This is a genomic window from Candidatus Protochlamydia sp. R18, assembly GCF_000648255.1.
Lineage (GTDB): Bacteria > Chlamydiota > Chlamydiia > Chlamydiales > Parachlamydiaceae > Protochlamydia > Protochlamydia amoebophila.
The window spans coordinates 1-14,532 of the sequence record NZ_BASL01000608.1; the positions used below are offsets into that span (position 1 = coordinate 1).

General features: G+C 34.6%; 15 protein-coding genes. 8 read left to right on the top strand and 7 right to left on the bottom strand.

Annotated elements, in window-relative coordinates:
- Positions 1-473 precede the first annotated feature (473 nt).
- Complete coding sequence (locus TY19_RS26665) at positions 474-650, bottom strand: IS630 transposase-related protein (RefSeq protein ID WP_148300607.1); 177 nt, start codon at positions 648-650, stop codon at positions 474-476.
- 318 nt (positions 651-968) lie between these two features.
- Between TY19_RS26665 and def the strand changes: the two genes are divergently transcribed.
- A complete protein-coding gene (gene def, locus TY19_RS00830) occupies positions 969-1,499 on the top strand; it encodes a peptide deformylase (protein WP_042279157.1) in 531 nt (176 codons plus the stop codon).
- A gap of 508 nt (positions 1,500-2,007) precedes the next feature.
- On the opposite strand, the gene secG is transcribed toward def, so the two are convergent.
- The gene (secG, locus tag TY19_RS00835) at positions 2,008-2,301 is read right to left on the bottom strand and encodes a preprotein translocase subunit SecG (protein ID WP_042279159.1); all 294 of its coding nucleotides are present in this window, start codon (positions 2,299-2,301) and stop codon (positions 2,008-2,010) included.
- Positions 2,302-2,303: 2 nt separating this feature from the next.
- Positions 2,304-3,092 (bottom strand): triose-phosphate isomerase, encoded by a 789-nt coding sequence (tpiA, locus tag TY19_RS00840; RefSeq protein WP_042279162.1) that lies wholly within the window; start codon positions 3,090-3,092, stop codon positions 2,304-2,306.
- Positions 3,093-3,159: 67 nt separating this feature from the next.
- Between tpiA and TY19_RS00845 the strand changes: the two genes are divergently transcribed.
- Positions 3,160-4,194 (top strand): C39 family peptidase, encoded by a 1,035-nt coding sequence (locus TY19_RS00845; RefSeq protein ID WP_052354706.1) that lies wholly within the window; start codon positions 3,160-3,162, stop codon positions 4,192-4,194.
- Between the two features lie 149 nt (positions 4,195-4,343).
- Here TY19_RS00845 and TY19_RS15160 read toward each other — a convergent pair whose 3' ends face one another.
- Both TY19_RS15160 and TY19_RS00850 read right to left on the bottom strand, forming a co-directional pair.
- On the bottom strand, positions 4,344-4,496 hold the full coding sequence (locus TY19_RS15160; RefSeq protein WP_148300608.1) for an F-box protein: 153 nt from the start codon (positions 4,494-4,496) through the stop codon (positions 4,344-4,346).
- A gap of 182 nt (positions 4,497-4,678) precedes the next feature.
- A complete protein-coding gene (locus tag TY19_RS00850) occupies positions 4,679-5,377 on the bottom strand; it encodes an MIP/aquaporin family protein (RefSeq protein WP_042279164.1) in 699 nt (232 codons plus the stop codon).
- Positions 5,378-5,641: 264 nt separating this feature from the next.
- Here TY19_RS00850 and TY19_RS00855 point away from each other — a divergent pair, with 264 nt between their 5' ends.
- The 6 genes from TY19_RS00855 (at position 5,642) to TY19_RS00880 (ending at position 11,801) form a co-directional block, all read left to right on the top strand.
- Positions 5,642-6,289, top strand: a complete 648-nt coding sequence (locus tag TY19_RS00855; RefSeq protein WP_042279166.1) for a queuosine precursor transporter — start codon at positions 5,642-5,644, stop codon at positions 6,287-6,289.
- Positions 6,286-7,416, top strand: coding sequence for a tRNA guanosine(34) transglycosylase Tgt (tgt, locus tag TY19_RS00860; protein ID WP_042279169.1), 1,131 nt, complete (start codon positions 6,286-6,288; stop codon positions 7,414-7,416). The genes TY19_RS00855 and tgt overlap by 4 nt, the downstream gene beginning before the upstream one ends.
- Positions 7,417-7,833: 417 nt before the next feature.
- Positions 7,834-8,262, top strand: a complete 429-nt coding sequence (mscL, locus tag TY19_RS00865) for a large conductance mechanosensitive channel protein MscL (RefSeq protein WP_042279171.1) — start codon at positions 7,834-7,836, stop codon at positions 8,260-8,262.
- A gap of 3 nt (positions 8,263-8,265) precedes the next feature.
- Positions 8,266-9,564 carry a DegT/DnrJ/EryC1/StrS family aminotransferase gene (locus TY19_RS00870; RefSeq protein ID WP_042279173.1) on the top strand — a complete coding sequence of 433 codons (1,299 nt, stop codon included), beginning with the start codon at positions 8,266-8,268 and terminating at the stop codon, positions 9,562-9,564.
- On the top strand, positions 9,561-11,012 hold the full coding sequence (locus TY19_RS00875; RefSeq protein WP_042279176.1) for a GMC oxidoreductase: 1,452 nt from the start codon (positions 9,561-9,563) through the stop codon (positions 11,010-11,012). The genes TY19_RS00870 and TY19_RS00875 overlap by 4 nt, the downstream gene beginning before the upstream one ends.
- Positions 11,013-11,063: 51 nt before the next feature.
- Positions 11,064-11,801, top strand: a complete 738-nt coding sequence (locus TY19_RS00880) for a hypothetical protein (RefSeq protein ID WP_042279178.1) — start codon at positions 11,064-11,066, stop codon at positions 11,799-11,801.
- Positions 11,802-11,852: 51 nt separating this feature from the next.
- Here the strand turns inward: TY19_RS00880 and TY19_RS00885 are convergent, their stop codons facing one another.
- Together TY19_RS00885 and TY19_RS00895 are read right to left on the bottom strand one after the other, a co-directional pair.
- Entirely contained in the window at positions 11,853-12,914 is a 1,062-nt protein-coding gene (locus TY19_RS00885) for an NAD(P)-dependent alcohol dehydrogenase (RefSeq protein WP_042279180.1), read from the bottom strand.
- A gap of 837 nt (positions 12,915-13,751) precedes the next feature.
- Positions 13,752-14,252 (bottom strand): SycD/LcrH family type III secretion system chaperone, encoded by a 501-nt coding sequence (locus tag TY19_RS00895; protein WP_042279184.1) that lies wholly within the window; start codon positions 14,250-14,252, stop codon positions 13,752-13,754.
- Between the last annotated feature and the right edge of the window lie 280 nt (positions 14,253-14,532).

Consider the following 14,532-nt stretch of genomic DNA (forward strand, 5'->3'; position numbering starts at 1 on the left):
TTGCCATGATCAATTAACTGTTTATTCCATTTCTGCTTAAAAGACTTCCAAAAATCATCTACCCAACAATATCATTTGATTAAATCCATTTTGACCTCTCATGTCATATTAAACATTAGTTTGGGAAAACAAATGTTTTAAATGATGTAGAGGTCTTTTGTCATTTAAATTTTATTCTTCTTATTTATTATCAAAGGGATAAATCCAAAATTAAAGAAGTTAGCCAGTTGAAAAATCTTTGTATTCGTTTGAAATTAGAATCAATTTTTGCCTTACTATAYAAAAYTGTTGCTAGCTCTGACARATTCACTGTCTTCACTATGAACARTCCCAATAATAAATTCGTCAATACAGTTAATCTTGACTTGTTCCAATTAAAATATTGACCTAAAATGTTATGCAGCTCGCATATGTGTTTCATAGTACCTCTAGAGTGGTTTCTGAAGTATTATGTTACATATCGCGAGTTTTTTTTACATTTTCAAAAAAATTGTCCTGTACAGAGTTGACACCCAGCGAATTAAACTAAACTTTTTGTTTTTGAGATAGATAGAATACATTTTTTTTAAAAATGATTTTTGTCGTTTACAAGCATAAAAAATGGCTTGTACAGTGACGCCGAAATGAGCGACAATTTCTTTTATAGACATCTGAGTAAGACGTGATAAATTTTAATAAAAATTTTATCCTTTATCTTTACTAGAATAAGCTGCCTTATTTTCGGCGTCAGACTTCCTACTTTTTTCTTTTAGGCCCACTTCCAAATTGTTTTAAGACTTAAACCGAAAATTGTTGCAGCTGTCACTTTTGCTCCCCGCCTTTATATAGCGCACAACATATTCTCTTAAGTCATTTAAGTAAGCTATGAAAATAGTTTACAAAAAATAGCATGTAAATTTCAGTTTAAAATACTATAAATTCGAATTTTATGCTACGATGAAACTAATATTAAACGAGAGAAATAAATTATGAAGCTTCCTTTAGCTTATTATGGTGATTCAGTTTTGCGTAAAAAAGGGTCACAAATTATAGAAATTAATGACATAATTAAACAGCTTGTTCAAGACATGATAGAAACAATGGAAGCAAATGACGGGTGTGGTTTAGCTGCTCCTCAAGTCCATCAATCTCTCTCATTATTTATCACTTGTATTCCTCAATACCTTGAAAACGACCAAGCTATTCCCGGTCAAGTAAGAGTGTTTATTAATCCCAAAATCCTTTCTTACAGCCAAGAAGTTTGGGCATGTCAAGAAGCTTGTCTTTCCATTCCAGGTATGAGAGAAACTGTTTCCCGCCCTTTAAAAGTGACAATTCAAGCCACAGATTTAAATGGACATACTTTTACAGAAGAATTTGAAGGTTTTGATGCCCATGTAATTATGCACGAAAATGATCATGTCAATGGAGTTTTATACATAGATCGCTTACCCCCTAAACGCAAAAAAGGCATTGAAAAATTCTTAAGAGAAATCAAAAAGAAATATAGTAAAAATTAAACTTTTAATCTTTCTAAAAGATTTAATTTATTCGAAAATAAATTTATCATTAAATCATTAAATGAACATTCCGTGAATGGATGATATCTTAGCTCAAAACAGAAGATTCCAAGTATGTAAATTTTTGCTTGAAAATTCTGTTAAAGATTCCTTGTAAAATTACCTATATAGGTAAAAATTTTTCTCCTGCACAACAAGAAGCGATTCATCACATGGATGACTCAAGACTTTTTTCTAAATTGGTAGATACGGATTACAATATACCCTAGCATCTGAATGAGGTGGCGATATCATTATTTAATAAAGGTTGGGACATAGCTGTCGATGAGATTAACGATAGCTATTTTGGAAATAATTTTACTTCTCAGCATGTTCCAACTAATAATTAAGAAAATGATAGTAATAATAATGGAATAAAATTAAGGGGGACATTAGTTTAACGACTTATCATAAGCGATAACTATAATCCAGACTCACTCAATAGATAAGCAAGTCTGGAGTCGATAATTTATTGAGATTCGATACGTTCCATTGTAAAGGCAGGAGCGTTATTTTGTGAGCGGCCAAGAGCACTCGTCCATAAAGACAAGAGAATACAAGCAGTAAGAAAAATAACAGCTAACCATGCCGTGACCTTTTTCAAAACATCCGCTGTCGACGTTCCAAATAAAGATTCGCTAGAATCTCCACCAAAGGAAGCTCCGAGCCCAGAACTTTTGCTTTCTTGCATCAAAATAACTGCACAAAGCAATGCGCAAATAATCAAAAAGAGCGTAATAGTAAAAAAATATAGGAACGTCATAGTTATTTTGCCTTCAAATTGAATATTGACCCACCATCATTCACAATTTCAACAAAAGTTTCAAGAGAAAGTGATGCGCCTCCGATTAAAAGACCATCGATATCGGGTTGTTTAAGTAATGAGATTGCGTTAGAAGGGTTCACCGATCCGCCATATTGAATGACAATCTGTTCGGCTAACTCTTCAGAAAAAATTTCTTTAATGATTTTTCGGCAAAACTGATGAATTTCTTGTGCTTCTTCAGGTTTCGCGTTTTGACCATTTCCAATAGCCCAAACAGGTTCGTAAGCAATTATTAAGGTCTTTAAGTCTTCAGCTGTTAATCCAGCTAAACATTCTTGTATTTGAGTACGAATGATTTGTTGTGTTTCACCGGATTTTCGTTCCTCGAATGTTTCACCAACACAAAGCACAGGAGTGAGGCCAATTTCTAAAGCTTTCTTCACTTTTCGATTAATAAAAGCATTATCTTCTTTATAAAGATGGCGACGTTCAGAATGCCCCAATAAAACAAAGGAAGCACCTGCTTCTTTAATCATTTTACCTGCGATTTCGCCTGTAAAAGCCCCTTCAGAGGCATCGTTCATATTTTGCGCACCAATTACTAATCGCGAATTTCGAATCTCTTGTTTAACAGGATAAATGGCTGTAAAAGGAACAGCAATCCATACTTGAATAGGGTTTACTTCAACCACTGGAAGTAAGGCTTTTGCAAAAGTGCAAGCCTCTTTAATGGTTTTATACATTTTCCAATTGCCTGTAATGACAACAGGGCGATGCGATGGACTCATCCGACGCTCTCCTTTTAATCTCAAATTCTTAAGAAAATATTTATGTGTTATCCTAATCTAGGAAGAGATGAAACTCAAGAAATTTCATTTTATTCAAGCTTTCTATAAATTAGAAAAAGATTTTTTAAAACAAATTTTAATACAATTTAGTTGGATTATTTTGGCTTTTTCTTCATCAACAATAACTCATCATGAGTTACAAATAACAGACCCTCTTCAAAAAACTTATGAATGGGAATTAAAAGATATTCCCTTTTTCGACGAGTTAATTGTTTCATGGAATGCTTTCCGTCCGTCACAAGGATTTTATCTCATTTCTACCTCTCTTTATACGACGCAATGGTCTGCATGGCTTCCTTATGCAGCTTGGCATAAAGACAAACAAAAAAGCTTTAACGTAACAGATAACGCATCAAATATTTCTTCTTTTCAAGATATTGTGGTTTGCCCAAATGTTTCCAAAGCTAAAAAATTAAGAATACGCATTGAAGCTATAGATCACGCTACCTTAAAAAATTTTTTTTGCTTACACATTTGCACAACCTTAGGAACGCCCATTTTTAATAAAGAAGCTTCTCCTATGAGAGTGAACCCCCTTAATATTTCCCCTTTATCTCAAATGACTCTTGATCATCCTCGTTTTGCAGATCTTTGTTCTCCGACTTCAACAACTGCCACTATCCGATATTTAACACAAACGAATACCCTTCAAGCGACTCATTTTGCTCAACATGTCTACGATCATGCATTTGATATTTATGGCAATTGGTCATTCAGCGTAGCACAAGCTTTTGTAGAGTTAGGAAAAGCATGGAGAGGGTGGGTAGCAAGATTTACTTCTTTTAATCAAATTATTGCTCAACTAAAAAATAATTGTCCCATCGTTGTCAGTTTGAAAGGCCCTTTAAAAGGAAGTGCTCAAACTTACCAATCAGGGCATCTTGTTGTCATTAGAGGTTATCATGCTCAAAATCGGGAATTTCTTTGCATGGATCCTGCTTTTTCTTTAGATTCAGACACTTTTATAGCATATGAAGAGGAAGATTTTTTACAGGCTTGGGAAAGGAGAGGTTTTGTTGGATATTGTTTTGCACGTCATTAAAATCAAATAAAAAAGTTTATTAGATCCATACTTTCGTCACGAGTTGTTTTGCTAACTTTCAGCTCTTCATAAGTTTGCTTCCAACTCTTATGGGGTTGTTTCGCTCCTTTAGCTACCAATTCCCCAAATTTAATTTCAGTTTTGGGTTTCTAGATTTGAAAATCCTTTGATAAATTTTCAAATATTTTGCATGTGCAGGCAATTGCTTGTAGGTCTCTTTTTCCTAAAAATGAAAGAATTTGTAAATTAACTTTAACTGGAATAATTTCTTGAAGTGGTGACGTACTATTAACTGGGCTCATGAATCCCCTTTTATATTAAATTTTAAAAATATAAATATATGTTATTATGAATAAAATAAAAGTTTTAATATTTAAATTAAATTCCAAACAAAATTGACTTTTATTAAATTTCATTTAATATTTAGAAATTTTTAATAATTTAAAAAAAAGACTGAATAATTAGAGATTCAGTCTTCAATAAATTAAACCGAAGAAGTAGATAAAGTTGTTAAATCTTTTAACATCAATTTGCTATAAAGTAAACCAGCTAACAAGCCACCAAGGATTGGACCAATCCAATAAACAATTTGATCTATCCATTCTCCGCTGACAAGAGCAGGTCCAAATGCGCGAGCAGGATTCATGGCTGCACCTGTTAATCCACCACCTGCAAGTATATCAAAGATAATTACACCACCAATAGTAAAACCAGCAGTTGATTTAAAAGCCCCTTTCGGATCAACTGCAGCGGCGTAAACGGTAAATACTAAGAGAAATGTTAAAATTGCCTCAGCCATAATACCTATTCCCATAGAAACTCCATCTGCTAAAACAGGAGTTCCTAATTTTGTAACTTCTATGACATCCGTTGGAAAGATTATTTTAAGGCATAGCGCTGCAAATACAGCACCTGCTAACTGAGCAAAAATTTCTGCTACTGTTGTTTTCCAGTCCGACCTTCCACCGATTAAGACTCCTATAGAAACAGCTGGATTAAGTTTTCCCCCTGAAATATGGCCAACGTTAGACACCATCACAGCAATGGCAAGTCCATGTGCAAGAGCAATTCCGACAAGCCCCACACTGCCAGGATTCATTTCATTTAAACAAATTGCGCCTACCCCGATAAAAATCAACGTAAAAGTTCCAATAAATTCAGCTAATAACCATGCAAGATTCATAAAACCTCGTATTAATTGTGATATCAAAAGAACAAATCTGTAAAATTCAAAAGCAGAATTTTACAGGCCAACCTAAATTTTTGGGTTTACTGACCTAGAAATTTCTCATTTCAATCGACCAAAATGATTTCCAAATCAAAAAATTTATACTCATTTTAAAAATAACATATTAGCAAAAAGAATATTTTAATGAGTCAATTTTTGCAGGGATTAAATTTTACAAATCTACCTTCAAAAGCTTAATTATGATATAGTATTTCAGTTATGAACGAGATTTTATTTTTTATTCAGACAATATTGATTATTAGCTTTGCTTTGATAGCTAAACGCTTAGGAAAGACAGCCTTGATCGCTTGGGTCGCTATCCAAGCTCTGATCGCCAATCTATTTGTCCTCAAGCAAATTGTTTTGCTTGGGCTTGAAGTCACAGCAAGTGATGCATTTGCCATAGGCAGTTTACTAGGACTTAATTTTTTACAAGAATATCACGAAAAAGAAGACGCAAACCAAGCGACATGGATTTGTTTTTTCTTTATGATTTTTTTCGTTTTCGTTTCCCAAATCCATTTGCTTTATGAACCCAGCTTGAATGATACCTCACAACCTGCATTTTTAATGATTTTATCTGTCACCCCTCGTTTACTCCTTGCTTCGATGAGCGTCTTTTTTATTGTTCAGCAAATTGACATCCGTTTTTTTACATTCTTAAAAAGAAAGCTTCCGAATATTAGTTTTGCCTTTCGAACAGCAATAGCGCTTATTTTATCTCAATTTTTAGATACATTTTTATTTAGCTTTGCTGGTTTATATGGAATTGTCTCTTCAGTGACAGACATTATTGTTGTCAGTTTTATGGTTAAATTAATTGTAATTTTTTGTTTTACTCCTTTTATAAAATGGGCCAATACATGACGTATTTTAAATTCGAACTTATCCATCGCTCTAAAAAATCACGCGCTCGCGTTGGTCGCATTCATACCCCTCACGGAATAATTGATACTCCCAATTTTGTTGCCGTCGGAACTAATGGAACAGTTAAAGCTTTGAACAACACCATGTTACATGACATCGGATTACAACTGATGTTTTGTAATACTTATCATATGATGCTTCAACCTGGAACTGATATTGTCAGACAAGCAGGCGGTTTACATTCTTTCATCCAACGAAAACTTCCGATCATTACCGATTCAGGAGGTTTCCAAGTATTTAGTCTAGCTTATGGCTCTGTCGCTGATGAATTAAAGAGTAGGGGAACCAAAAAGCAAGGAGGATGTGTTCTTAAAATTACGGAAGAAGGGGTCTTATTTCGTTCTTATCGAGACGGTTCTAAGGTTTTATTAACTCCCGAAAGTTCAATTAAAGCTCAAAAAGACTTGGGAGCTGATATTATCATTCCTTTTGATGAACTCCCCCCTTATCATATAGCCCGCGATGTCTTAAAAAAATCTTTAGATCGAACTCATCGTTGGGAAAAACGATCTTTAGAGGCTCACTTAAAAAATCCTCAAAAGCAAGCCATGTACGCCGTGGTTCACGGAGGAATTGATCCAGATTTACGCAAAGAAAGCTGTGCTATTCTAACAGAACTTCCTTTTGATGGATTTGCAGTCGGGGGAAGCATGGGTAAAACTAAAGATGAAATGCATACACTTCTATCTCTCACCCTCCCTCTTCTTCCTGTAGATAAACCAAATCACCTTTTAGGAATTGGAGACCTTCCATCTATCGAGAGAAGCGTTCCGCTTGGAATTGATACTTTTGATAGCTCATACCCAACAAGAGCTGCTAGACATGGCATTTTATTGACTAAGCAAGGTCCATTAAATATCACCAAATCTGAGTATGCGACAAACTTTAATTCCATTGAAAAAGGATGCCTCTGCCCTGCCTGCCATCATTTTTCTCTCGCTTATATTCATCATCTTTTCAAAGCTCGAGAACTAACGTGTATGAGTTTAGCCACAGTCCATAACCTTTATTTTATGGTTCAACTCATGGAAAAGTACCGAAAACAAATTCAAGAAGATTTGATTTAGTAGAAGGTAAATTTATGTTAAAATATAAAAAAATTGAGGATTGTTTAATTTGACAATGAAGCAATATTTTTTCACTAAAAAATCCTTAGCTTCGTGATGTTGTTACCTTTGAAAAAAGAAAACCTTAAGAAATAAAAAAAAGAATTTGAAATCTTTGCAATTGTTATTTTGATTAGTATTAAGAGTTGAGCTAACAATCAGGAAAAGTGTTTTCAGAAAATATTTATCTATAATTTTAACTTGATTTATGCACTGAGCTGACTGCCAAAGAAAAATTAAATAAATTAACTTATCACATCCAAAAGTAAACCTAAAGACTTTATTTTTTCTCCTTTTATTAATACATCAATCCAACTTCATTGACATAATTCCTCTTTTTTAAGCATATAAAGTTAATTGCTTAATTAGGAGATTATGATGTCTTGGTTAAAAGAGTTTAAAGAATTCGCTCTTCGTGGCAATATGGTGGATTTAGCTATTGGAATCATCATCGGTGGAGCATTTAGCAAAGCCGTTAATTCTTTAGTCACCGATGTCATTATGCCTTTAATTGGTCTTCTATTAGGAGGCGTTGATTTTAGTGCTCTATCCTTAAAATTACATTTACCAGGAAGTGCTGCAGCTCCAGTTGCAGTAAAATATGGAATTTTCGTCAACACTTTGATTGACCTACTGATTCTTTCTTCTGTAATCTTTATTGTGATCAAAGGGATGAACCGATTATATGAGAAAAGAAGTAAAGCTCCTTGTACAAGAGAATGTCCAGAATGCTTAATGACTATACCAATTCAAGCTAAAAAATGTGGACATTGCACTCTAGACCTCGCTCAAAAAAAGATTATTTAACTCATGTATTCAAGTGAATTAGCTATTTTGGGTGGGCCAAAAGCTTTTTTAAAAGCTTTTCAAGAAAAATGGCAACGACCCAAAGATAAAGAAAAAAAACTCATTAATGCATTAATTGATCGGGATGAATTATCAGGATCTGGATTTGGAATCAGTCTAGATTTTGAACAAGCTTTTGCTTCTTATATTGGATGTCAGTATTGCTTATCATTCAGTCATGGGACAGCTGCATTAATGGCCGCTTATTTTGCAGCTGGAATAGGGCCAGGAGATGAAGTTTTAACACCGGCTGTTGGTTATATCGCGAGTTACTCAGGGGCGATTCATATGGGGGCCCGCCCAATTTTCTGTGATATTGACCCTTCGTCCTTATTAATTAATCCTCAAGAAATTCAAAAAAAAATTTCTCTGCGTACCAAAGCTATCAATATTACAGATCTAAATGGACGCATTTGCGACCTTGATAAGATCCTTTCTCTTGCTAACCATAAAGGAATTCCTGTTGTTGAAGATGCCTCTCATGCTCATGGAGGATATTGGAATAAAAAAAAGATCGGTAATTTTTCGCATGCAACTTGCTTCAGTTTGCAAGGTGTCAATCCAATGGGTAAAGCTGTTGCTGGAGGCGAAGGGGGTGTTGTGTGTACAAATGATCAAGACATTTACCAAGCTATGCTGGCATACTGCCAATTGCATCGAAAAAATATCAAGCAAGAATTACACAATAGCCCTTTTGAAGTATTAGATAGTGAGGTGCTTGGGCTTAAGTGGAGAGCGCATCCCCTAGCCTTAGCGATTGCCCTAGTTTCATTAGAAAGTTTAGATTTCAGAAATCAGTGTCGAACAGACAATGCATGCTTAACTCAAGACGCTCTCAAAGACTTTTCATTTATCTCTTTTCCCCTTCTTAAAACAGAAGCTAAAGTCGGAGGCTTCTATGGAGGATTAAAAGTCATTTACAATCCTTCTCAATTAAATAATCTACCTTTTTCTACATTTATCCAAAGTTTAATCGAAGAAGGGGTGCCTATTATCAGTGTTGGGGTCGGTTCTTGTGAATACCGACGCACGCTTGCTCATACTGGATTTGATTTATGGGGAGAAGGAAGAGGGCCTTTAGGTCCTGCTTGGCAAGGATTAGAACCTTATCGCCAGCTTGATAAGAAAAATTTTCCTATCGCAGAAGAAATGGATCAGCGAGTTTTTACGTTACCAAGTTTTATTCATGTCGAAAATGATTATTATGACTCTTTAAAAAGAGCATTTGAAAAAATACACTCTTATTATCAAAAGATCATATGATTACTTTCATTCAAGACTATATAGATTCTTCTATTCCAAAAGCAAAAGCTTGTATTATTGGAGCAGGAGCAGCTGGGATTGAAATAGCTACTCAGCTAGCTTCTTCATTTGGTTCCATTTTGCTTTTAGAAGCAGGTTTAGAAGAATTTGATTTCGAAACACAAAAATTAACTTATTTTAAGCAGCAAGGAAAAAAAATTAGATCCTTAGACCCACAAAATCCTTTTACTTTTGAAATGAGTAAAAAAGGTCAAACGCATTTAAAGCAGTATGGAGGGACATTAAATATTTGGGGAGGAAAATGGAAAACTCTTGATCCAATTGATTTTGAATCGAGGTTTGACTTGTCAGAAACAGCTTGGCCCATCACTTATCAAGATTTATATTCTTATTATGCTTCTATCGCGCAAGATTATCAAATATTAGATCTTACTTGGGCTAATGCTCATAACGCTGACCTCCCCTTCACAATTTCTCAATTACCTGGTTTTTCTCCGAGCTTAGATTTACTAGAAAAACATCCAACAAATAGTAAACATAAATTTCAAAAACAGCTCGCGTCCTCCTCAATCCAAGTAATTTTAGGAGCTCATGTTGTTAATATTGCGCTTTCAGAGAATTTAGATTCGGTTAAACATCTACATGTACGCTCCTTACGAGGACAGGATTGGTACGTTGAAGCACAATTTTACATTTTAGCGGCCGGATCAATAGAAAATGCCAAACTTCTTCTTAATTCTCGTTCCCAGTTAAAAAAAGGTGTAGGTAACCATAGTGATTGGGTAGGAAGAAATTTGCTTGACCATCCTAAAGGTTTTGGAGGATTACTTTTTCCTTATGATCAAAATGACATTATTGAAGGTCGTACTTTTTCTGACAAAAATAAAACTTTAGAAATAGGTATCTCTTTAAATCAGGAATTACTTAAAAAAGAGCGATTACCCAATCATTGTATAAACATCTTTCCTCGTATTGACCAAAATCAAATAGTTTATGCCATCAAATTTTATCTCGAACAGCTTCCAAATGCAAATAGCCATCTATTTTTAACAAATGAAAAAGATGTATTGAATCAGAATATTGTTTCTTTAGATTGGAAGTTTAGAAAAGAAGATTTAATTTGCTTTGAAAATTATCTCACGATTTTTGCTAATCTTTTAAAAAAGCACCAAGTCGGAGAACTAAATATGAAAGCTGATGCTTTAACAATGGAAATTTTTAGAGATGCAAGTCACCAACTGGGAACGACTCGAATGGCTTTAAAAGCTCAAGATGGAGTTGTTGACACAAATTGTCAAGTTTTTGGAGTAAATAATTTATTTATTGCTGGAAGTTCCATTTTTCCCACTGCCGGACATGCCAATCCGACATTGACAATCTTAGCCTTAGCTCGCAGACTTGCTGATCATTTAAAGCGAACTTATGGCAATATTTTTTTTAATTCTTGATAAATGATATAATAAAAAGAAAAAAATTAAAAATTCCTTCATTGGAGGTTTATGAAAAATGTTTACCACATCATTTTTATGGGGATAATGGGATTTGCTTTGCTTTCCTTTTCTTTGATTCAAGCACAAGCCGCTTATCCGTATACAAGCGGGCAAGCAGTTTTTGTTCAATCTCCTTACAATTCTTCTCTGTATACAAATTATGATTATAATTCGCGCCAAGGAACCGCTAATAGGCTTCCTGCGTACACAACAAACCAAGCTGTATTCGTGCAAAAACCTTATGTCTCGCAGCAAACAGTGACAGCCTTTCCTTCGACAGACTATTCTAATCTACCTAGCACAGAAAGCCGTTATACCTCTCCGAGTGCTTTTCCTTCTACTGTAGCTCCTCCTTATCCTTATACAAGTTCGGCTGCATCTATCAGTGGCCGTTATACAACGACGACACAAAACCCGACTTACAATTACCCTTATCCTGCTTCAAGCTATACCTCTACGAGCAGTTATCCCTATACTTCAACAACTCCGATAACGAACTATCCTTCCACAACTATTCAACAACAGCCTGTTAATTCCTCCCCGAATTCACAAATTCCCATAATCAATGGGCAATATTACCAAACCATTCCTAGCGCTCAAAAGTCAGGGTTAAAGCAGCCCATTAATGCATCTTCAGTCATTTACAATAATGCCTATCCTGTTACCACCGTTTCGCAATACCCTTATCCTACAACAACAACCGCGACTCCTGAAACTATTATTCAGTCTACCTCGCAAAAAAAATAATTATTCAACCTGCTACCAATGAGTTTACTTACTCATTGGTAGCTTGCATCCCTACTTTTTCAAAGATACGCTGTCTATGACAAAGCGGTATTTAACATCACCCTTTAGCATGCGCTCATAAGCGTCATTGATTTTCTCGATCGGGATGACTTCCACATCGGCCGTAATTCGACGCTTCGCGCAGAAGTCGAGCATTTCTTGCGTTTCTTGAATTCCTCCAATTAAAGATCCTGCAATCTGCCTACGTTTAAAAATAAGTTGGTTGACAGTAGGAGAAGGATGAGGAAATTCAGGAGCACCCACTAAGCATAAAGTTCCCTCTCTTTTTAATAAAGCAATCAAAGGATCTAAATTATGGGAAGCGGCCACTGTATCGAGGATAAAATCAAAAGTAGCGTTATGTTTTTTAACATCTTCTTCATTTTTTGAAATAACAACCTCATCAGCCCCTAATCTTTTCGCATCCTGTTCTTTATTTTTTGATGTGGTAAAAAGGACAACATGAGCTTCCATTGCATGGGCTAATTTGATGGCCATGTGCCCAAGGCCTCCGAGACCAACGACGCCTACTTTACTTCCCTTTCCAACATTCCAATGCTTCAAAGGTGAGTAAGTCGTAATTCCTGCACAAAGTAAAGGGGCTACACCTGGATAATCTTTTTCTTTAAATTCTTTTGGAACATGAAGAACAAATTGATGGTCTACAACGATTTGAGTTGAATAGCCCCCTAGTGTAATGGATTGATCATACTTATCATAACTATTATAAGTAAAAACTGGTCCATTTTCACAATATTGCTCTAAATGTGCTTTACAACTAGAGCAAGTTCGACAAGAATCGACCATACATCCAACAGCAACCACGTCATCTTTTTTAAAATTTTTAACATCTTTACCAACTTTTAAAACTCTTCCCACAATCTCATGACCAGGAACAAAAGGATAAATTGTACTTTTCCATTCATTGCGCGCTGTATGCAAATCGGAATGGCAAACCCCACAATATAGAATTTCTATTTGCACATCTTCTGATCTTAATTCGCGTCGATCAAATGTGAATGGAGTTAAAGGTGTTGTCGCTTGTTGAGCGGCATATCCTGAAACTTTAACCATAGTTAGCTCCTTTAACGTTTTTAAACAGATTAAACCAATTAAAACTTTTATATATTGAAATAACAAAATACATCATGTCTTGATTTCTAGATAATCAACTTGCAGATGTCAATCTTTTTTTAAAAAGCTGAATAAATGAGGATGGGTAACTTCAGAAGTCTTTCTTAATAAAGAAAAAAATCGGTAATAAATTGAATTTATCTAGCTTAAAATGAAGACAGTGAACCTTAGAATTTTCTGAGGAAATGGAATTATTATGGTTTAATAAAACAGCAGTCATGACTTCATTAACATAAACAGCTTGCTGATTTAATCGCGCAAGCTCTAGCTGTTTTAGATAAAAAAAATTAAAAAGAAAATCGCAGAATTTAGCAGAATTTATTTGTATAAAAAGTGGTGCACAATCAATTGGCAACAAAAGCTTTTACAATTATCTTCCTGAATCGAAAAGTTAACAAAGAAAACCAATACCTTCATGTTAAAACACCTGCAAAACTTTTTCTTTGATAATCCTTACCACGTCAAAAGCTATTTGCACTGGTTTTCTTCCACATCAAAAAACGCTTTACAAAACTAACTATTGAATTTGGGATTTTGATTTTTTTTCTTCCCATTTGGTGACTTCTGACGCAGCCACTCAATTAATAAAAAATTATTTTAATGATGAAGACATTCCCCTTCCTGTAAAATACATATATTCTGATAAACGTAATAGTAAAGGTTTCTTCTTACCCATCTTTTTTGATTCGAATGCATAAGTAAGGATTGCAAAATTTTATCTAACAGTGACAATTTCTTTCAAATCAGTGTAGAGAGGCAAAGTTCACGAGTTTAAAATTAATCGTTTAATAAAATACGTTTTGCCTCTTCAGCTTGTTTTTTCAAATCTGTATATTCTCCAGATTCTCCCGCTGTTTCAATAGCTAAATCTAAAGCTTGCAAAGCACTTTCGCGATCATGGATGGCAAATAAGCATTTTGCTAAATAAAAATAGGGTACAGGGCTGTTGATATCACAAAAAGCTGCTAGTTCGTAAGCATCAATAGCAGCTTCGTAATTTTGACACATTTGAGTAGCCATCCCCAAACCCAGCCAATAATCGTGAATATAGGGATTTAAAGTCGCTAAAAATAAAAAGGCGTGGGCGGCATCTTCATAGCGTTTATGCTCAAATAAATAATAAGCTGCTCCATAAAACTTTGCCATCGTGGAATCTTGAAGTTCCATGATCTGTTGAGCAGTTTTACCTTCTGCCAACTCTTTTTTGAGAAGTTTTTTATTTTTTAATTTTTTTTTAGCTTTTTCTGATAACTGAAACTCGCTTAAATCATCTTTCATAATCTTTTTCCAAATGTATTGTCGGAGAATTCGAAGGTTTAAAATTTTATTACTCAAAAAATATCTAGACATTCTGACTAAAAGCCGTCAAATTTGTTAACCTATTAAAAATCTCTTAACATGTCAAATTTTTCTTTGTTGCTTGAATAAATATTTAGCTCGCTAACGCTTGGGTTTTTTCACTTGAATGTTCAAATATTTACAAATAAAATAATTGGTAGTGCTAAATAGGTAAGGCTCTCAATTGCCTATTGTAATCACAAATAAAGTATTTTATTAA